The following is a 20965-nucleotide window of genomic DNA, read 5'->3' on the forward strand; positions in this document are numbered from 1 at the left end:
TAAAAGTTGAAATGATTACTTTTTCTCAGGTACGTAATTAATGATTATTCTTTGGTTAGAATTAAGATACTTTTTAGCAGCATTTTGAAGATCCTGTTTTGTGATAGATCTGTAAATGTCGATTTCTTTGTTGATCAAATTCGTGTCACCCATCAATACGTGGTTGGTTGCCAATGAAGCCGCAATTCCCTGGATGCTTGAGTTGGCATTTACAAACTGGTTTTCGTATTGGTTTTGAAGTTTTTGATAATCCTCTTCAGAGATTAACGTAGTCTGAAGTTTTTTGATTTCAGCATCAATGTCAGCCTGTAAAGCCTGTTTTGTAGTCTGTCCCATCGGGATCGCGAAGAATGCGAAAATACTATAGTCTTCAAGACCCTGATTGAAAGCAGCTACCTGGAGTGCTTTTTTGTCCTGATCCACTAATTTTTTATATAAAACCGAAGATTTTCCATTACTTAAATAAGAAGAAAGCATATCTAAAACATAAGCATCTTTCTCTTTGTTGGCCGGAGTTCTGTAAGCGAAAACATAAGCAGGAAGCTGAATATTCGGGTCTGTAGCTGTTACTTCTTTTTCCTGAGTGATAGGAGCATCCTTCGGGAAATCTTTTGGATACAAAGTTCCTTTTGGAATTCCTCCATAATAGGTTTCGATCCATTTTTTAGTCTGTTCAGGTTTGATGTCTCCAGCAACGACCAAAGTAGCATTATTCGGAACGTAATACTTTTTGTAAAACGCCTGGAACTCTTCTAATTTAGCAGAGTTCAGATCTTCCATAGAACCAATTGTTGGCCAGTTGTACGGGTGATTGGTAAATAAATTTTTCTGAATTGTTGTGAAAAGGTTTCCATAAGGCTGGTTATCCATTCTTAATCTTTTCTCTTCTTTTACAACCTCTCTCTGTGTGTCTACACCAACCTGGTTGATGACAGCATGACGCATTCTTTCAGCTTCCATCCAAAGTCCAAGCTGTTCGTTATTGGAAGGGAATGTTTCATAATAATACGTTCTGTCATTGGTGGTGTTGGCATTGTTCTGTCCTCCGTTTGAAGAAACAATCTTGAACCAGTCTCCTCTTTTGATATTAGGAGTTCCCTCAAATAGAAGGTGTTCAAAGAAGTGAGCAAAACCTGTTCTGCCTTTTACTTCATCCTTTGCACCTACGTGGTACATTACACCTGTTGTTACAACCGGCGCTGAATTATCCTGATGAAGAATTACGTGAAGACCATTGGGAAGGTCATATTCTTCGAATTTGATTTGCTGTGCATTCAGCATTAGCCCGAAGAAAGCTACGGCAGCAGCAGAAATAAGTCGCTTTTTCATAGAATTTAGAAATTGTTTGTCAATTAGTATGAAAAGTGAATTAAATGTTACAAAGTTTATAGAAATTTATATGTAAATGTGAGTCGGGTTTCGGGTTTCGGGTTTCGAGATTTGAGATTAAAAAAGAATTAATCCGGAAGTGTTTTCTAATGTGCGGCTAATCATTCACCATTCAATTTGCGAAGCAAAATTGACCATTGACAAATACTATCAGTACAATCTTATTACTTCAAATCCCTAACTTCTCTATGAAAGTTTGAATTCTCCTCTGAATACATTAATTTTGTGTTCCCAAAATTTTTTTGCTGTATGGACTATTTGAAAGGACTCAATGAATCACAATATGAAGCCGTTACCTCTTTACAAGGGCCTCTGATGGTGCTTGCCGGAGCAGGTTCCGGGAAAACGCGTGTACTTACCATGCGTATTGCCCATTTAATACACAACGGAATAGATCCTTTCAATATTCTGGCTCTTACCTTTACGAATAAGGCCGCTCGTGAGATGAAAGACCGTATTGCAAAAGTAGTAGGAGACAGCAATGCAAGAAGCTTGTGGATGGGAACTTTTCACTCTGTTTTTGCAAGAATTTTAAGAATTGAGGCTCATTATCTCGGATATCCTTCCAATTTTACCATTTACGATCAGCAGGATGCTTTGAACGTGATCAAAAAAGTTTTGAAGGATATGAATATCGATGCAGATCTTTATAAGCCTAAAAAAGTTCAGGCAAGAATTTCGACCTATAAGAATAATCTGATTACGGTAAAGGCTTATTTCAATAATCCGGAACTGATGGAAGCGGATGAAAAAGCGAATATGAAATTCATCGGGCAGATTTATCAGAAATATGTTGATCAGTGTTTCAGAAACGGATCTATGGATTTTGATGATCTATTGTTGAAGACCAATGAATTATTGACCCGTTTTCCGGAAGTATTGGCTAAATATCAGGACAGATTCCGATATATCATGGTAGATGAGTACCAGGATACCAACCACTCTCAGTATCTTATTGTAAAAGCTTTAGCTTCAAAATTTGAGAATATCTGTGTGGTAGGGGATGATGCACAATCTATTTACTCTTTCCGTGGCGCTAACATCTATAATATCTTAAACTTTAAAAAAGATTATACCGATGCTAAGACCGTATCTCTGGAACAAAATTACCGTTCTACACAGAATATTGTAAATGCTGCCAATGTTGTGATTTCGAAAAACTTACAGCAGTTTAAGAAAAATGTATTCAGTGATAATGAAGAAGGGGACAAGATCAAAATATACCGGTCTCTTTCTGATGCTGATGAAGCCAATTTCGTAGCAGGAAATATCTGGGAACTGCGTAACCGCGATCAGAGAAAGTACAGCGATTTTGCCATTTTATACAGAACAAACTCTCAGACACGTGCTTTTGAAGACGCACTGAGACGTAAAAATATTCCATATAAAGTGTATGGAGGACTTTCTTTCTACCAAAGAAAAGAAGTAAAAGACCTTATTGGCTATCTGCGACTTCTGATCAATGAAAATGACTCAGAAGCATTGATGAGAATTATCAACTATCCTGCAAGAGGAATTGGAGAAACAACTCAGAATAAGCTGATCGTTTTTGCAGATTCTCACAATATTGCGGTTTCAAAAGTTTTGGAAAATCTTCCGATGTATGCACCGCAGCTAGGTCTTAACAACGGAGTTTTAAACAAACTGAACGACTTTTGGTCTATGATAAAAGCTTTTCAGGTATTGCTGAAAACAGAAACGGCTTACAGTGTTGCTATGGAAGTGGCAAAACGAAGCGGGTTGATTAAGTTTTTAAAAGATGATCAGACTCCTGAAGGAATTTCCAGAGTAGAAAACGTGCAGGAATTGATGAACTCTATGCAGGGATTCATTGAAGAACAGATGCAGCTGGAAGATGGAGATCCGAGTCTTTCTAATTTCCTTGAAAATATTGCACTTTCAGCAGATACTCAGGATAAAAACCTGGAAGATGATATGGTTTCGTTGATGACTATTCACCTTTCAAAAGGGCTGGAATTCCCGGTAGTACATTTGGTTGGGCTAGAAGAAAATCTGTTTCCAAGTTTTATGAGTTCTGCTACCAGAGAAGATCTTGAGGAAGAGAGAAGACTATTTTATGTAGCATTGACGAGAGCTGAAAAACAGGTATTCTTCTCATATGCTGTTTCCCGTTTTCAATGGGGGAAAATTACGGATGCGGAACCTTCAAGATTCTTAAGTGAAATTGATGATGAATATATTGAATTCCTTAATCCGGCTCTTGAAAAAAGGTTTATCAATAATTCAGGGGTGAAATCCAATATTTTTGATGAACATCCTTCTGAAATGAAATCTTTCAAAAAGGTTGAGAAAAAGTCAATTGACAGAGGAGATGCTTCAAAACCTGCTCAGGAAGTAAGGAAGCTGAAACCAGTAAGCACGGCTAAAATTATCAATCCAAGCGGAGCTTCTTCTCAGGATATTGAAGTAGGAGATAAAGTGAGACATGACCGTTTTGGAATTGGGGAAGTTAGCTTTCTGGATGGAACAGATCCTCAGAACATCAAAGCAAAGGTTATTTTTATCCATGAAGGAGAGAAAAATCTGATTCTTAAATATGCTAAACTGACTAAGATTTAATTTAAGAACAATACAATATAAAGTGAACGGATTCAATTTTTGGATCCGTTTTTATTTTTTTTAACACAAAGTCCACAATGTGATCATTTGGATATGATTATTTTTTGTTCGCAAAGGCGTTCCACTTAGCAAATATAAATTACTCTGATAAACGAAGTGCCTTTGCGAACATCAAAAATAATAAGCTGCAAAATGTTTTGCGATCATAGCGTTTTGATAAATATATTTTAAACACGAAGTTCGCAATGTGGTTATCACGATCTGTTAATTTTTTTCGATCGCAATGACGTTTCACTCAGCGAAGGAACTTTTCTCTGCTAAACGAAGTGCCTTTGCGAACATCAAAATAATAAGCTGCAAAATGTTTTGCGATCATAGCGTTTTCTGTTTTAGATCTAACATTCTATAAGACAATGTTTTTACTGGAATGTTCTTGAATTTTCTTGAATTTTCATAACTTTAAATTAGGGAATAGAAAGAAACGATAACTATTTTTTATAAAAACAAAGTCTATTGATTTTGTAGACTAATAAATATATTTTACATTTGCACCTTGTAAAAACATAAATGTTAATCAAATTCTAAACTATGAAAAATAAGAAAACTATTCTTTCGGCCTCTGTTTTATTTTTCCTTGGTGTATTTACTTACGGACAGGAAAAAGACAGCATAAAAACAAACAAAGACAGTATAAAGACCAATAATGTAGAAGAAGTAGTGGTATTGGGGTCAAGAGCAGGAGCGAGATCTAAAACAGACAGTCCGGTTCCCGTAGATGTATTCAATGTAAAAGAATCTTCAATAATCCTTCCACAAACCAATATAGGACAAATCCTGAATGCGGTAGCACCTTCATTTACGTCTACCATTCAGACCAATTCAGATGGAACAGACCATTTAGATCCTGCTCAGCTGAGAGGTTTGGGGCCGGATCAGGTATTGGTTTTGGTGAATGGGAAAAGAAGACATACTTCAGCATTGGTGAATGTAAATGGAACACCGGGAAGAGGTACCGTAGGAACGGATTTGAATGCTATTCCGTCTTTTGCATTAAATAGAATAGAAGTATTGAGAGACGGAGCATCAGCACAATATGGATCTGATGCGATTGCCGGAGTAATCAACCTTGATTTGAAAAGAGATACAGGGAAACTGGCAGGACAGATTAGTTACGGAGGGAATTTAACGCCAACAGCTAATGACCATACCGGAGATTTTGACGGACAGAATATTCAGCTGGATCTGAACTATGGGAATAAAATTGGGACTAAAGGAGGTTTTTTTAATATTACCTGGTCTTCACAATTCAGAAATCCAACTTATAGAGCCGGAACAGAAAATGGTCCTATCTATAATGCTTATAATGCGATTGAACAACGTGCATTGAATGACGGTGTGAATCTTTCTTCCCTTTTTACGAATATTGGTAATACGCCAAACTCACAGCAGCTTGTGAATTACATTCATCAGTATGCCCAGAATGTAAGTTATTTTTCTCAGGGTTTACAAAATGATATTCAGGGAGCGAATACCATTTCTGCGCTGCAAAATGTTTTGAAATCTGCTAACTTTACCAGAGAGCAGCTTAATTATTTTACCGATCAGGAATTGGCTTACAGAGGGCAGTCTAGAAAAGACTTCAATATGCAGGTAGGGCAGTCGAAGCTTAATAATCACCAGCTTTTTGTAAATGCTGAAATTCCTGTAAGTGACAATTGGAAAGTGTATACTTTCGGGGGGTACAGCTTAAGACACGGAACTTCGGGAGGATTTTACAGAAGACCAAGTGAAAGCAGAACTTTTACAGGATTATATCCCAGTGGTTACCTTCCACAGATTGGAACAGATATCCAGGATATTTCACTTGCTGCCGGAATCAAAGGAAAATGGGACGGCTGGAATATTGATTTCAGTAACACATACGGTCAGAATTCATTCACCTATAATATTCAAAACACCGGAAATACCTCCTTACGCTTTGCTTCACCAAGAGAATTTAATGCAGGAGGTTTAAGATTTTCTCAAAATACCATCAATTTAGATTTCTCTAAAAAATATGATGTATGGGAAGGAATTAATGTTGCTTTCGGAGCAGAACACCGTTATGAGAATTTTAAAATTACTCAGGGCGAAGAAGCTTCATATGCCATTTATGATGCTTCCGGAAATGTATGGAACGGAAACTCTGTAAGACCTACTGATTTCTTTGGAGCGGCGCTTCCGGGAGGATCACAGGTATTCAACGGGTTTAAGCCTGAGAATGCTGTGGACAAAAACAGACAGTCGGTGGCAGCTTATGCAGATGTAGAATTTAACTTCACCAACTGGTTATTGGTAGATGCGGCGGCGAGATATGAAAATTATTCTGATTTCGGATCGACATTCAATTATAAATTAGCTTCAAGAATCAAGGTTGCTCCTAATTTCAATGTGAGATTTGCCGGTTCTACAGGGTTCAGAGCGCCATCTATTCACCAGATCTATTATAATGTAACGTCTACATTATTTACGAATAATCAACTTTTGGAGGTAGGAACTTTCAGTAATGATTCCCAGTTGGCAGGACTGCTGGATATGCCAAAACTAAAGCAGGAAACTTCAAAATCGGCAAGTGTAGGATTTACCTACAGAATTCCTTCAGCGGGGCTTAGCTTTACAGCAGACGGATATTTTACAAGAATTGATAACCGTATCATTCTTACTGACCAGTTTTTAAGAGCAAATGTTCCTCAGAAAGCACAGGAAGCTTATGATCAATTAGGAATCAATGCCGCACAGTTCTTTACCAACGCGATTGATACGGAAACAAAAGGACTGGATGTAGTGATTTCACATAATGTAAGATTTTCAGGAATAAAACTCGATAATAACTTTGCCATTAATCTAAATAAAACCAAGCAGGTAGGAGATATTCATTCTGCAGGACTTTTACAGTCGCCGCAACTTGAGAAAGTATATTTTTCTGAAAAATCAAGAGTGTATCTGGAAGAAGCTGTACCTAGAGTGAAAGCCAGTCTTTCGCACACCCTTTCATGGAAAGATGCTACTTTTTATCTGAGAAATACGTATTTCGGAAAAGTAACAGGAGCTGATATTATTGATGTAAACGGAGACGGAATCATAGATTTTAATGAACATCAGCCGATCGGAGATAAGATCATTACCGATATTTCTGCTGCTTACCAGTTTACTAAAAACGTAGGATTGACTTTAGGAGTAAACAATTTGTTTGATATCTATCCAACGAAAAACCTTACTGCTTCTACCAATAACGATCAGTTTATCTACTCACGTTCCACTTCACAGTTTGGACAGAACGGAAGATATGTTTTTGCGAGACTTAATTTCAATTTTTAAATAAAAATAACAGATAGTGCTTATAAAAAAACAGTTCAGAATTTCTGAACTGTTTTTTTATTTATGATCAAATGAATTTTATCTTTCCACAAGTTCCTTCACAGGTTCTCCATAATGATCAGTCACTGTTTTGTTGATCTGAAGCAGTTGATACCATTTTCTGAAAGCCCCTATAAACACAATAAGCATAAGAACCATTGCAGTTACCGCTAATGCTGCCAATAGATACTGTCCTTTTGGAATATAGATAGCGGTCACCTGAATATATCCGGCCCAGAATGTAATTCCGGCCATAAAAACACCAGGGACAGCCGAGCATAAAGCATATTTTCCCCTGTTCATTCTTATCAGCATTGTAGTACAGACGATAAGTCCGCAGGCCGCCAATAATTGATTACTGATTCCAAATAAAGGCCAGATGCTGTTTACGTTTCCAGTATATACCAGATATCCCCAGGCAAAAGTGAAAAGAAGACTGCTGATAATAATTCCCGGAATCCAGTTTTTATCATTGAATTTTGGAACTACAGACCCCAGCATTTCCTGTAAGAAGAAACGTCCCACTCTTGTTCCTGCATCAATGGCAGTAAGAATAAACACAGCTTCAAACATAATGGCGAAATTATACCAATACGCGGTTAGCTGATCCATATACGGGATTTTATTAAAGATATGGGCCATTCCTACAGCCAGAGATACTGCACCTCCGGTTCTTCCATAAAGATCAATCCCTATTTTCTGTGAATAATAATCTATGTCTACACCATGCAGGGCAGGATGTGCTGCAAGAAACGAATCATAAGCTTCCTTAGGCGTGTTGATTGCAAAATAATCACCAGGCATCAGTGTACATGCTGCGATAAGTGCCATCAATGCTACAAAACCTTCCACAAGCATTGCCCCATATCCTACAAAAAGTATTTCTCTTTCTTTATTAAGCATTTTTGGAGTTGTTCCCGTAGCAATTACGGCATGAAAACCGGAAATTGCTCCACAGGCAATCACAATAAAAATAAAAGGAAGTACAGGCCCGCCAATGATAGGTCCTCCACCATTAACGAAAGCTGTGATAGCAGGCATCTGTATGGTAGGGTGAATGACAATGACCCCAATTGCCAGCATGATAATAGTTCCTATCTTTAAATAAGTGGAAAGATAATCCCTTGGTACCAAAAGCAGCCACACCGGTAGTACAGAAGCAATAAACCCATATAAAGGAATGGCGATAGAAATTGTTTTAATATCCCACGAAAACAAATTATTCATAGTGGGATTCTGCATCAGACTATGGCCTCCGATGATCCCTGCAATCAAAAGAATACCGCCTAAGATACTTGCAAACAAAACACTGTTCTTTTTATAGCGCATAATCAGTCCCATGATGATGGCAATGGGCATTGTAATGACTACCGTGAAAAGTGACCAGGAGGCCTCATGCATCGCATTGATACATGCCAGTGATAAACCTGCGAGGGTAAGAATCAGGATGAATAAGATTGCAAAACCTGCTACAGTTCCCGTTGCTTTTCCGATTTCTTTAGAAGCAATGGTTGCGAGACTTTGCCCCTTGTGCCTTACAGAAGCAAAGAGTACAACCATATCATGAACTCCACCTCCCAGTACACAGCCAATAAGAATCCATAATGCACCCGGAAGATACCCGAACTGGGCAGCAAGAACAGGTCCTACTAATGGTCCTGCAGCAGCGATTGCAGCAAAATGATGTCCGAAAAGTACATTTTTATTAGTAGCGACATAATCTTTACCATCCGCAAATTCTACAGCAGGAGTCATATTCTGGTCGTTAAGCCTGAGAACTTTATTGGCAATAAAAATACCATAAAAACGGTAAGCTATTGCAAAAATAAGAACAGATGCAAATATGAGCGTAAGCGCATTGATATTGTTTAAAGATTCCATATTGCGTATTTTTATTGATAAATAATTAATTGATTGGTGTTTTTGTTGTTAATAATTTAAACAATAGCCAAGGTAATTAATTCTCAATGAAAAAATATCAATATGTATATCAATCTAGCAAATTTATTGTCGGAATATATTTTATTATATTGATTTATAGTTATTTAAATTGTAATTGGGTAAGTAAATGTATATTACTTCTTTTGTGAAATAACAAACTCCACCATTTCATCAGTAAGTTTATCCAGATAAGCTTTATCAGTTGTTCCAAAACCATGTACTCCGCCATCAACAATGATCAGAGAGTTTTGTATTTTAGATCTGTTTAATTTTCTATGAAGTTTTTTAGACTGACTTAAAGGAACTATTTTATCATTATTTCCCTGAACAATTAAAGTAGGAACTCCTCCTGAAACAAAATATACGGGAGATAAGGTCTTCAGATAATCAATGGCTCTGTCCTGATCTTTTCTGATGTCATATCCGGAAATTCCTTTTACAAGATTTTCCTGTAAACCAACAATTTTTTTTGACATTAATCCTATTATTCCTACCGGAATTGTTCCTAATCTTGTGTGGAAAAGCTTATTAAGATCAGCCGGACCATAATGATCAATCACATAATTTACTTTTGCAGAATAAGATGAAAGTTCCGGACTTCCCAGATAGGTATTATCAGGAGTATAGGCTGCCAGCAGGGAAAGGTGCGCCCCGGCTGAAGCACCGAAAAGACCAATATTGTTAGAGTCAAGGTTATATTTTTCAGCATTCTTTCTAACCCATCTTACGGCATCTTTGGTATCTTCTAAAGGTAAAGGAAAATGGATGCTGTCACTCAAAAGCGTATAATTGATACTGATGACTGCATATTGTTTGGCCATCAGTTTTTGGATGGTGGTTTCAAGATAATTATCTGCATGAACTACTTTGTCGCCCTCTATCCATCCGCCTCCGTGAACGTAGATCAATACCGGGAGTTTTTCAGCAGTAGTATTTTTAGGAATGTACATGTCCAGAGCAAGAGGTTTTCCTTTTCTGTTGGTCTTGTAGACAATATCTTCAGAAACTTTTGCAATCTCAGGAAATAAAGTACTTTTTACAGGAGGAGCCTTAACTGGGGCTTGTGAGAAGTTTTGTGAAAAAAATAAATTTGATATACTTAAAAATAAAACAAAAAACAGGTTTGTAAAAAACCTGTAGATTGATATGTTGTTTATCGATGAATTCATAATAAATTTTTAAGGATGTGTTATTTTACTAATTCCTCAAAAAGCTTACCAAAAGTAGTATTCAGATCTTTGGATTTTCCCGGATGAGGTCTGGAAGTCTGTACCACAGCACTCCTTACAGCCGTCAGCCAGCGAAAACGCTCAGGAATATCAAGAAGTGCAATAGGGCCGCCGTCTTTATCGCCATTGGCAATTTTCTGAAAACTTTCAAGATTCTGGATAATATCTTCATAATCCAGCTTACTGTGCATGAGTTTGAATTTATCAGGACACAAATAGAATTCTACCCTGATGAATTTTTCCCTTTTGGAAAACATGACCAGTCCGATATTGAAAAATTCCTCTCTTTCAACTTTAGGTACCAAGCGTATTACCGCATATTCATATATTTTATCCTCTTGCATTTTTAGCTTCGTTTATAAAGATTTGAGAATTTTCTAATCTGGTTTTCATAAACTGAAAATAGATCTCACGGATTTCGTCAGGCGTTTCATCAGCATCATTCCAGTGTAGCCAGTCTTCAGGAATACTATTGACAATCTCCCTGAAAAGTGTATCATTCAGTACTTCATGGGCAAATTGATCCGCTTCGTCAAGCATTTTGGCCTTAGGAAGAAGGACATGGTCTTTCACATATTTGAAAGGTGTTTTTGCCGCTGTATCAAAATTCTGCCATGAATGGTGGAAGTAAAACGAAGCACCATTATCGATGATCCAAAGCTCTTTATTCCACATCAGCATATTGGTATTCCTGAAAGTACGGTCAATGTTGGTAATAAAGGCATCCAGCCATACTATTTTTGAAGCTAAAAGCGGATCAACATTTACTCCCGGATCATAAGTGATAGAACCGGAAAGATAATGCAGACCAAGATTCAGACCCTCAGAAAACTTTAGGAGATCCTGTATTTCTTCATCGGCCTCCGTTCTTCCGAAATCAGCATCAACATTGATAAAAACAAGTTCAGGGATTTTTAGCCCTAATGCTTCGGTAATCTTTCCACCCAAAAGTTCAGAGATAAGCATTTTTACTCCATGGCCTGCACCACGGAACTTTAATACATATTTGAAATCATCATCAGCTTCTGCCAGAGCCGGAAGAGATCCTCCTTCTCTCAATGGCAGAATGTAACGCATCACGGTTACCGTTCTTAAATTCTGCATGAAGCAAAAATAAGGTTATTTTTTTATAATCTTTTTAGTGAATTCCTTTTCACCTGCTTTATATTGTAAAAAATAAACTCCGCTGCTCAAATGCTGAAGTGGTAGAATATATCCTGAATCTGTTTTACTCAAACGATAATGAACCATTCTTCCGGATGCGTCTGTAAGTGAAAGTATTTCAATTTTCTTTTTAGAAGTGATGTTAACAAGATTTTGAGCAGGATTAGGATAAATTTGAATAGGATTTTCAATAGCTGTTTCTTCTGTATTTAATGTGCTTACAACAACCAGCTTCGTTTTGGCCGTAGTAGCTCCACATGCATCTGTTGTAAGTTTTACATTGTAATTTCCTCCTGTAGCGTAAGTATGTGTCGGATTTTCCAGGGTAGAAGTCGTTCCGTCACCAAAATTCCATGAATAGTTGGTCGCATTCTGTGTGCTATTGGTAAACTGGACTGTTCCTGCTCCGTTCATCTGATAGGTAAATCTGCTGTGAACATCATCGCTCGTTACATACCATTTGCTAAACTGATCATAAACCTCTGTTTTAACAATATCTTTAACCAATTGAGCCTGTACCGGGCTAAGGTTACCATTAAAAGGAATCTGTGTGGGATCTTTTTTAAATATAATGGTGTAAAATGTATATGCTGCAGCCATAGAGCCAATATAACTAGGATGTGATTGGTCCTGATCATACAATTCAATAGCTGGATTCTGTTCTCGGATCGTTCTCCAGACCTTACCTACGGGAGAGATAATCCCTTCATTATTCATAGCCATTTCCATGTAGCGCGCATAGATCAAATCATCCATTCCCTGATATGTACAGACTGAAGGCCAGCCCGGGCAGACCGTCCCATCTCCATTTTTACGACCCCAGGTCATATAAAATATTACATTTCCACATGCATTTGCATTTTTAACAAGATTTGAAAGTTGAAGAGCAAAAGGATATACCTCGTTTTGAACCTGAGAATAAGGAAATGACGGGAGTTGGCTTTGTTCCTGTAATACGACATAATCCCAGTTTCCCTGGTTAATGGTTGAAGTCACATCCGGATTGCCGGCGTGATCCTGAAGCGTGGACCCTCCCGGTGTGTGGCTGTGATGCTCCAGTACATCACCATTAGACGCAGCAATACTTTGGATGAGGTTAGGCAAATCATTAACGTAAGTATAACTGTTCCCGATAAAGAACACTCTTTTGGTCGTCTGACTCAGGATAAAAGAAAAAGCAATTAAAAATAAAAATAGTAGAGTTTTTTTCATAAATTTCAATTTAGATTAAGGTTATAAATATAAATATTATTAAATAAATTTCAATTATATTATGAATTTGATTATTGAGAAGAATATATACTTAGAAAATAAAGAAACAAAAGGGTTTCTTGCTGATGTTTTTTATAAAGACACTGAAGAAAAACTTCCTCTGATAATATTTGTTCACGGATATAAAGGGTATAAAGATTGGGGAGCCTGGAATCTGATGGCTGAAAAGTTTGCGGAAGCAGGTTTTTTCTTCGTTAAGTTTAATTTTTCCCATAACGGAACTACAACGGATGATCCGTATAACTTTGGAGATCTTGAAGCTTTTGGTCATAATAATTATTCCAAAGAGCTTTCTGACCTTGATGTGGTGATTGATCACTTTAGCAAAGACGCGCGTGTGGATGATGAAAAGATCGTTCTGATAGGCCACAGCAGGGGAGGTGGGATCTCTATTATTAAAACTTTTGAAGATGAAAGGATCAATGGCCTGATAACTTTGGCCAGTGTGGATACTTTAGACCGCTTTCCCAAAGAAGAAGCTTTGGAAAACTGGAAAAAGAACGGAGTTTATTATGCTCTGAACGGGCGTACCCAACAGGAAATGCCTCACTATTATCAGTTTTATGAAAATTATGAACAGAATGTTCATCGTTTTGATGTAGAACGGGCTACAGAAATGGCAAAAGCTCATATGCTCATTATTCATGGGACAGATGATGACGCAGTAGAGGTAAAGCAGGCGGAGCATCTTCATATTCTTCATCCGAATTCTGAACTTTTCTTGATTGAAAATGCCAACCATACTTTCGGAGCAAAAGAACCCTGGACAGATACAGATTTACCCAAAGATCTGAATACTGTAACCGAAAAATGTATTAATTTTATCAAAGAAAAATTGAAATAAAACGTTTAAAACAACGTTATTATAAATTAACCACCATATCAGTATAATTATGAAAAAAATGATTGCAGGCGCATTCGCGCTCTCATTATGTGTTATTTCGTGTAAAAAAGAAGCAAAAACAGAATCTTCAGTAAGTACAGATACTTTGGCTACAGTAATGCCTAAAGATTCTGTAATTACAAAAAATGATTCTGTAGCATCACCACCTCCTTCTGCTCCGGCTCCGGACAATATTATCACCAAAAATGTGGGTAAATATCCGCATGATATCAAATTGTTTGAAGATAAAAGCATCACAGAAAGACTGAAAAAGCTTGCGGGAACTCAGTATGATGAAATGGTAAAGAATTTCGATGTAGAAACTCCTATCACATCCGAAAACGGAATTTATAAATTGTCAGGATGCAAACAGCATGACTGTCCGGGATATGCAACACATATCTACTACGACGCCAAGAATGACAATCTGAATGTTTCTATTGATAAAAACGGAAAGGTAACAGACTTTGCTGAAAAAGGGAAAATAACGGTTTCAGAAACATTGAAAGCAAAATAAGAGGTAAGAAAGAAGTTTGGAGTTATTAACGGTATTCGATATCTATTGAAATCAAAATAAGACTATTTTCCAAAAAGTTAATTGGGATAAAAGTTATTCATAACCCTTATCAGCTTTCAGCTTCTAACTTCCTTCCTAAATAAAAAGAAGCCTGAAATTTCAGGCTTCTTTTTTATTATTTAATTGTCAAAATGGTCCATGCTTCTTCCACTTTACTTTCCAGAAGCAGCTTCTGGGCATTAAGATGAATATTGTCATCCGCATGAAATTCTCCGGCAGGTAATACTTCTGTATTGGCAAGCATTCCAAGGTCATTTCCTGTAAATACTTTACTGTATTTAATAGCATCAGGCAGAAGATCAAAGCCAATTCCTTTTGTTACCAAAGGTTTTGGAACTTCAAAAAGGCTGTTTTCATTACTTCTGGAGTACCAGTTACTGCCTAAACGGGCAACCATATCCAGTTTTTTCTGATCCAGATTTCCGGCTTCATTCAGATATTCTTCTCTGATATGAATTTTCTGAACTTCACAGATCACAAGATTTCCGGCACCACCCTGATCTCCTAATGATTTTACCTCTAAAACTTTGCATTCAAAGTTGACAGGGCATTCTTCAATCAGTTTAGGCTGTACCAGATCAGCATCTTTCATGGTAAGTCCGGCTTTAATAAATTCATTGACTCCGGTTTCATATTCTGTAGATGCTAATGAAATCTGCTGTACAATCGGAAAATTTACGGTTCCAATAACAACTTCCGGTACTTCAAGAACATTTTCCAATGTGTGCTTTGTTGTATTGTCACGTACTCTTCTTGATGGTGAAAAAATCAAAATCGGAGGAACCGTACTGAACATATTAAAAAAGCTGAAGGGAGATAAATTGATGGTACCATCTTTATCCACCGTAGATGCCAAAGCAATCGGTCGTGGTGAAACAGCCGTCTGCATGATGGTCTGAAGTTGTACGGAGGTTATCTCGGAGGGGATTACTGTTTTCATATTTTTGCTTTTAACACTTAACTAGGATTAAGTTAAGTATTCAAATGATATTAAAAAGTATGCTTCGACTATGGCTCAGCATGACACCTCTAATACTAACTGTTTTACAGTTTAATTCCAGCGATGTCATGCTGAGCGGAGTCGAAGCATTTAATGATTAATTTTTTATATTAAAGTGTTGGAATAATTTTACCGGAAACTTCACCGAAGCCTACTCTTACACCATCTTTTTCAGCCCATGCTTTCATCGTAACGGTATCATTGTCTTCAATGAATTTTCTTTCTTCACCGTTGCTTAATGATAAAGGATTTTGTCCTCTCCATGTTAATTCTAGCATAGAACCGAAAGATTTTGGATCACTTCCGGAAATGGTTCCGCTGGCGTACATATCACCCACTTCTACGTTGCATCCGTTTACGGTGTGGTGTGCCAGTTGCTGGTTCATATTCCAGTACATGTGTTTGTAGTTGCTTTCGGAGATTAGGTTTTGGTCTCCGTTTTCAGGCTGAAGATAGACTTCAAGGTTGATGTCATAGTTTTGATCCCCTTCAAATTTTAAATACTCTAAAACCTCAGGATCCTGTACTGGTGATGCTGTTCTGAATGGTTCTAAAGCTTCAAGAGTAACCACCCATGGAGAAATAGAAGAACCAAAGTTTTTCGCAAGGAATGGCCCTAGCGGAACATATTCCCAAGATTGGATATCTCTTGCAGACCAGTCGTTGAAAACAACCATTCCGAAGATGGCATCAGCTGCTTCTTTAGTAGAAATACTTTCTCCCATCTCTGTGTTTTTGTTGATGATGAAAGCCATTTCCAATTCAAAATCCAGTTGTTGAGATGGTCCGAACACAGGCTTATCTGCATCAGCAGGTTTCGTCTGACCTTTCGGGCGGTTGATTTCTGTTCCGGATACTACAATTGAAGATGCTCTCCCGTGGTAACCTACCGGTAAGTGCTTCCAGTTAGGCAATAAAGCGTTTGCAGGATCACGGAACATTTTTCCTACGTTGGTAGCATGTTCGATGCTGCTGTAAAAATCTGTGTAGTTCGGGATGTGAACAGGCATCATCATTTTTACTTTATCCAGGTCGTAGAAAGCTTCTTCTATGGTTTTCTGATCTTTTGATAGAGTTGATCCTTCCTGTAATAATGTCTGAATTTTAGTACGAACAGCATTGGTAACGGGTTTACCCAGTTCGATGAATTCATTGATGGTGTATGCTTCAAAAACATTGTCGTCTAATCCTTCAATATCTTCAAAATAACCAAGATCGTACAAAGTAGCAAGATCAATTACCTGATCTCCGATTCTTGTACAGCATCCGATATATTCTTTGTTAAAAACTGCGACTCCGAAAGGAATATTGTGTATAGAAAAATCCGAGTTTGAGGAATAGTCTACAAATGATTTCATAAGTTTAGATTTTAGTTAGATTTAAAATATCACTGAGATATTTCTCAGAACATTTATTTTGCCTTTTTTGAGTAAGATGCTTCATCTATCCATCTGTCTCTGGTATTGACATCGATGAGATACAGAATATTATCCTGCTGGGTCAACAATAATGTTTTCGTAACAGGCATTGGGATTTTTTTATTTTCAAGCATATCTGCTCTTAAAGAAATAATATTTTTTTTCCTGACGATATCACCGGTGAAAACATTAGAACTGCTTTCTCCTGTCGCTTTATCATCGAAAACTTCTACATAAGTGGCATTGTTCCCTTTGATAATAATAAAGTCCCGTTCCGTATGATCTGCCTCATCTTTGATGAAAACGAATTTTTTGTTGTCAATATTTACATTTTCAAGATGCTGATTGATGCCTTTTCTTTGTTCAAGTCGGTTAAGGATTTCATTCAAAGAACCATATTGTGCCTGAAGCCCTAAAGTTCCTAAAAGGGAAATCCCGATCAAAAGTTTTCTCATATACTGTGTTTTATAAAAAAGTTTTGCCAGAATACTGTATTCTGACAAAACCTATATTTTTTAATGTAAAATTAAAGATTACCTCTTCTTTCCTGCTCTCTTTCTAATGCTTCAAATAAAGCCTTGAAATTTCCGGCACCAAAACTCTGCGCACCGTGTCTTTCAATAATTTCAAAGAATAGAGTAGGGCGGTCTTCTACAGGCTTGGTAAAGATCTGTAATAAGTACCCTTCTTCATCATGATCAATAAGTATACCTAAATCCTGAAGTTTTTTAAGATCTTCATCAATATGGCCTACTCTTTCAGGAACCATATCGTAATAAGCCTCTGGTGGAGCAGAAAGAAACTCTACACCACGTTTTTTTAATTCCGTTACAGTGTGGATGATATCTTTTGTAGCTACAGCGATGTGCTGTACGCCTTCTCCTTCGTAGAAATCAAGATATTCTTCTACCTGAGATTTCTTTTTACCTTCAGCAGGTTCGTTGATCGGGAATTTTGCAAATCCGTTTCCGTTGGACATTACTTTAGACATCAAAGCAGAATATTCTGTATTGATCTGCTTGTCATCAAAAGAAAGGATGTTTACAAATCCCATTACTTTTTCATACCATTCTACAGTCGGGATCATTCTGTTCCAGTCAACATTTCCTACGCAGTGGTCTACATACAATAAACCTGCTTCTTCAGGCTTATAATCACTTTCCCACTTTTCATATCCAGGCATGAAAGCTCCGTTGTAATTTTTTCTTTCCACAAACATGTGAACGGTTTCTCCATAGGTATAGATACCAGACATTCTTACCTCACCATGCTCATCAGTTAATGTTACAGGTTCTAAATACGGCTTACCGCCTCTTTTAGTAGTTTCTTCAAAAGCTGCATAAGCGTCATCTACCCAAAGTGCCAAAATTTTTACTCCGTCACCATGTTTTTTTACGTGTTCGTTGATAAGAGAGTCAGACTTAAGTCCTGTTGTTAATACCAATCTGATTTTTCCCTGTTGAAGCACATAAGATGCGCGGTCTCTTACTCCTGTTTCAGGACCCGCATAAGCTACAGACTGAAAACCGAAAGCGGTTTTGTAATAATGGGCAGCCTGTTTTGCATTTCCTACATAAAACTCAATATAATCTGTACCGTTAATTGGTAAGAAATTTTCTGCTTGAGCTATTTTCTCGGCAAATGTAAGTGTTGACATATTTTCTCTTTTACTTTTATTTTATTGGTATGCAAATTACAAAATTCTTAGACATTGCGAAAATATTCCCTTGGAATCATTGAATATATTTAACATAACGTTAAAGAAGAGTTTACTTAAGTATATTTAAGTTTCTTACGTTTGAAATCGGCTACTTACATTTGTGTTACAAAAGACAAATGAAAAAAATATTTCGAAACATGAAAGCCGTAGAGATTCTCTACGGCTTTCTTTTTATATTGTTTAAATTTTTCTGTTTAACAGCCCTGCATCGGGATTATAATTATCCCATATCTTCCAGGTATTATCTATTTTCCGGATGAAGTAGATTTGGGTACTCAGCTGGTTGACAAAATGCTCTTCTCCAGTTTCTCCCACTTTGAACAGAAGATTCCAGAATTCCTGAGACTCCAGTATTTTCTTGTCTGGTTCATCTGTAACGATATGAATATCAAAAACTTCATAGTTAGATCGGTTGTTTTTAGTAACTAGATGAAAATCCTTATCACACAGTTCTTTACTGAATTGTGACGCTCTTTCCAGAAACGGGGAATCATCAAATACCAGATCTTTTAAAAGTTCAGTATTGTGAGTAGGAAACAGCTTATAAAACTCAAAAGCAGCAGCACAGTAATCATAAACCATCTGTGTAAGATGTGACTGATTATCAGTTTCCTCATTGTTCTGTTTTTTATGTCTTACGGATAGAATATAGTCGTTAAGGTCTTTATAGCCTAAGAAAATACAGATTTTATCCAGTGTTTTCAGAAACCTGAGATCATTATGGGTTTTATCCTGATAATCATTTTCAAAAAAACGCTGCAGGGTCACGTGTGAAATGGTATTTCCGATTTCAAATTTTTTTCCTCCTTTCAGCTCTTCCGCTCCAGAGAGTTCATCTTTAATAATTTCGGAAAGAATAATATAATGGCTTCTCTTCCATTCATTCACATTCCCCAAAACAGAATTCCTTACCTTGGAATGCTTTATAACTTCTTCTCGTATCGAATTATATATAGTTTTCAATTTCCTTGTTTTTGAATGAGTTTTATCAAAAATACTGCCAAAAGATTGGCTTTTTTATATGATTTTGCGGGTGTGGGTTCAAAATATGTTTTGATGTTTTAGATAAAAAATAATTTGGAAATCCTTACCATTTGATTATCAGTGTTTAAATCTCTCGAAGGCTGCTCTCTCCAACATTTCTCTGTCGTCCGGATGGGCAATGCTAATGAGTTCCTGCGCTCTTTGTCTAAGGTTTTTCCCATAGAGATAAGCCGTTCCGTATTCAGTAACAACGTAATGAATATGTCCTCTTGTGGTTACCACACCAGCCCCCTGTTTAAGAAAAGGAACGATTCTGGAAATTCCTTTTTTCGTTCTTGCAGTAATAGCAATAATAGGTTTTCCGTCGTCACTTAATGCAGCACCACGCATAAAGTCCATTTGTCCTCCAATTCCACTGTATTGCATTGTTCCTATAGAATCGGCACACACCTGTCCTGTAAGATCTATTTCGATGGCAGAGTTGATGGCAACCATTTTTTTGTTTCTCATGATGTTGATCGGGAAATTTACTTCACTCACATCTCTGAAGGCAAATACAGTATTATCATCTACATAATCATAAAGCTTTCTGGTTCCGAAGCAGAAACTGGTAATAGTTTTATTATCGTTGTACCCTTTATATTTGTTGTTGATCACATCATCCTGAATGAGGTCTATAACCCCGTCACTCAGCATTTCGGTATGTATTCCCAGGTCTTTGTGGTTGGTAAGACATTTTAAAACAGCATCAGGAATCGTCCCGATCCCCATCTGAAGGGTAGATCTGTCTTCAATCAGTTCAGCTACATTTTTTCCTACGAGCATTTCTTCGGGGCCTACTTTTGAGCCATAATCTACTGTTGGAAGTTCCTCTTCATGCCAAACCAGTTTATGAATTCTGCTGATGTGGATCATACCGTCACCATGTGTTCTGGGCATTCTGGGATTAACAATGGCAACAATGGTTTTTGCGGTATCCACTGCTGCTCTGGCAATATCTACAGATGTTCCCAACGTACAGAAACCATGTCTGTCCGGAGGGGATACTGTGACAATTGCTACATCCAGAGGCAGGATGTTTTTTCTGAATAAAATAGGAATTTCACTTAGGAAGACAGGAACAAAATCTCCTCTGTCAGAATTCACTGCATCACGTACAGGTGTGGAAACAAATAAAGAGTTGATGAAAAAGCTGTCTTTGTATTCCGGTTTTGCAATCTCCACATTGCCTTGTTGAGTAATGGAGACCATTTCTACATTTTGCAATCGGTGAGACTGTCTTGCGAGTTCATCAATCAGATAATTGGGAGTACATGCACTGCCGTGGAAAAATACACGGTTTCCGCTTTTTATTGTATATATTGCTTCTTCTGCGCTGATGTAATTATTCATACTTTATCTTTTTATAGGGT

At 37.2% G+C, this 20965-nt stretch carries 16 protein-coding genes; 4 read left to right on the forward strand and 12 right to left on the reverse strand.

Annotated features, from left to right (window positions below; translation table 11 throughout):
* Nucleotides 1–15: 15 nt before the first annotated feature.
* A complete protein-coding gene (locus tag FW780_RS19455; protein WP_149835281.1) occupies nucleotides 16–1329 on the reverse strand; it encodes a M16 family metallopeptidase in 1314 nt (437 codons plus the stop codon).
* Between the two features lie 309 nt (nucleotides 1330–1638).
* Between FW780_RS19455 and FW780_RS19460 the strand changes: the two genes are divergently transcribed.
* Nucleotides 1639–3969 (forward strand): ATP-dependent helicase, encoded by a 2331-nt coding sequence (locus FW780_RS19460; protein ID WP_149835282.1) that lies wholly within the window; start codon nucleotides 1639–1641, stop codon nucleotides 3967–3969.
* A 588-nt stretch (nucleotides 3970–4557) separates the two neighbouring features.
* Nucleotides 4558–7326, forward strand: a complete 2769-nt coding sequence (locus tag FW780_RS19465) for a TonB-dependent receptor plug domain-containing protein (protein WP_149835283.1) — start codon at nucleotides 4558–4560, stop codon at nucleotides 7324–7326.
* Between the two features lie 78 nt (nucleotides 7327–7404).
* Here FW780_RS19465 and FW780_RS19470 read toward each other — a convergent pair whose 3' ends face one another.
* From FW780_RS19470 to FW780_RS19490, 5 genes are all read right to left on the reverse strand, one after another.
* Complete coding sequence (locus FW780_RS19470) at nucleotides 7405–9246, reverse strand: carbon starvation CstA family protein (protein WP_174774479.1); 1842 nt, start codon at nucleotides 9244–9246, stop codon at nucleotides 7405–7407.
* Nucleotides 9247–9440: 194 nt separating this feature from the next.
* Nucleotides 9441–10475: an alpha/beta hydrolase gene (locus FW780_RS19475; RefSeq protein ID WP_149835284.1), complete on the reverse strand. Its 1035-nt coding sequence runs from the start codon at nucleotides 10473–10475 to the stop codon at nucleotides 9441–9443.
* 20 nt (nucleotides 10476–10495) lie between these two features.
* Nucleotides 10496–10879 carry a DUF3037 domain-containing protein gene (locus FW780_RS19480; RefSeq protein WP_149835285.1) on the reverse strand — a complete coding sequence of 128 codons (384 nt, stop codon included), beginning with the start codon at nucleotides 10877–10879 and terminating at the stop codon, nucleotides 10496–10498.
* Nucleotides 10866–11639, reverse strand: a complete 774-nt coding sequence (locus FW780_RS19485; protein ID WP_149835286.1) for a HipA family kinase — start codon at nucleotides 11637–11639, stop codon at nucleotides 10866–10868. Before FW780_RS19485 ends, FW780_RS19480 begins: the two co-directional genes overlap by 14 nt.
* 15 nt (nucleotides 11640–11654) lie before the next feature.
* Nucleotides 11655–12911 carry a PKD domain-containing protein gene (locus FW780_RS19490; RefSeq protein WP_149835287.1) on the reverse strand — a complete coding sequence of 419 codons (1257 nt, stop codon included), beginning with the start codon at nucleotides 12909–12911 and terminating at the stop codon, nucleotides 11655–11657.
* A 61-nt stretch (nucleotides 12912–12972) separates the two neighbouring features.
* Between FW780_RS19490 and FW780_RS19495 the strand changes: the two genes are divergently transcribed.
* Nucleotides 12973–13815, forward strand: a complete 843-nt coding sequence (locus FW780_RS19495) for an alpha/beta hydrolase family protein (protein WP_149835288.1) — start codon at nucleotides 12973–12975, stop codon at nucleotides 13813–13815.
* A gap of 49 nt (nucleotides 13816–13864) precedes the next feature.
* Nucleotides 13865–14371 carry a hypothetical protein gene (locus FW780_RS19500; protein ID WP_149835289.1) on the forward strand — a complete coding sequence of 169 codons (507 nt, stop codon included), beginning with the start codon at nucleotides 13865–13867 and terminating at the stop codon, nucleotides 14369–14371.
* A gap of 175 nt (nucleotides 14372–14546) precedes the next feature.
* Here the strand turns inward: FW780_RS19500 and FW780_RS19505 are convergent, their stop codons facing one another.
* From FW780_RS19505 to FW780_RS19530, 6 genes are all read right to left on the reverse strand, one after another.
* Nucleotides 14547–15371 (reverse strand): flavin reductase family protein, encoded by an 825-nt coding sequence (locus tag FW780_RS19505; protein WP_149835290.1) that lies wholly within the window; start codon nucleotides 15369–15371, stop codon nucleotides 14547–14549.
* A gap of 170 nt (nucleotides 15372–15541) precedes the next feature.
* Complete coding sequence (fahA, locus tag FW780_RS19510; protein ID WP_149835291.1) at nucleotides 15542–16789, reverse strand: fumarylacetoacetase; 1248 nt, start codon at nucleotides 16787–16789, stop codon at nucleotides 15542–15544.
* A 53-nt stretch (nucleotides 16790–16842) separates the two neighbouring features.
* Nucleotides 16843–17304: a hypothetical protein gene (locus FW780_RS19515; RefSeq protein ID WP_047424524.1), complete on the reverse strand. Its 462-nt coding sequence runs from the start codon at nucleotides 17302–17304 to the stop codon at nucleotides 16843–16845.
* Between the two features lie 71 nt (nucleotides 17305–17375).
* The gene (gene hppD, locus FW780_RS19520) at nucleotides 17376–18506 is read right to left on the reverse strand and encodes a 4-hydroxyphenylpyruvate dioxygenase (RefSeq protein WP_149835292.1); all 1131 of its coding nucleotides are present in this window, start codon (nucleotides 18504–18506) and stop codon (nucleotides 17376–17378) included.
* A gap of 243 nt (nucleotides 18507–18749) precedes the next feature.
* Nucleotides 18750–19532 carry a hypothetical protein gene (locus tag FW780_RS19525; RefSeq protein ID WP_149835293.1) on the reverse strand — a complete coding sequence of 261 codons (783 nt, stop codon included), beginning with the start codon at nucleotides 19530–19532 and terminating at the stop codon, nucleotides 18750–18752.
* 138 nt (nucleotides 19533–19670) lie between these two features.
* Nucleotides 19671–20945, reverse strand: coding sequence for an acetyl-CoA hydrolase/transferase family protein (locus tag FW780_RS19530; RefSeq protein ID WP_149835294.1), 1275 nt, complete (start codon nucleotides 20943–20945; stop codon nucleotides 19671–19673).
* Nucleotides 20946–20965: the final 20 nt, after the last annotated feature.

Origin of the sequence: Chryseobacterium sediminis (assembly GCF_008386505.1) — a bacterium.
GTDB classification, from domain to species: domain Bacteria; phylum Bacteroidota; class Bacteroidia; order Flavobacteriales; family Weeksellaceae; genus Chryseobacterium; species Chryseobacterium sediminis.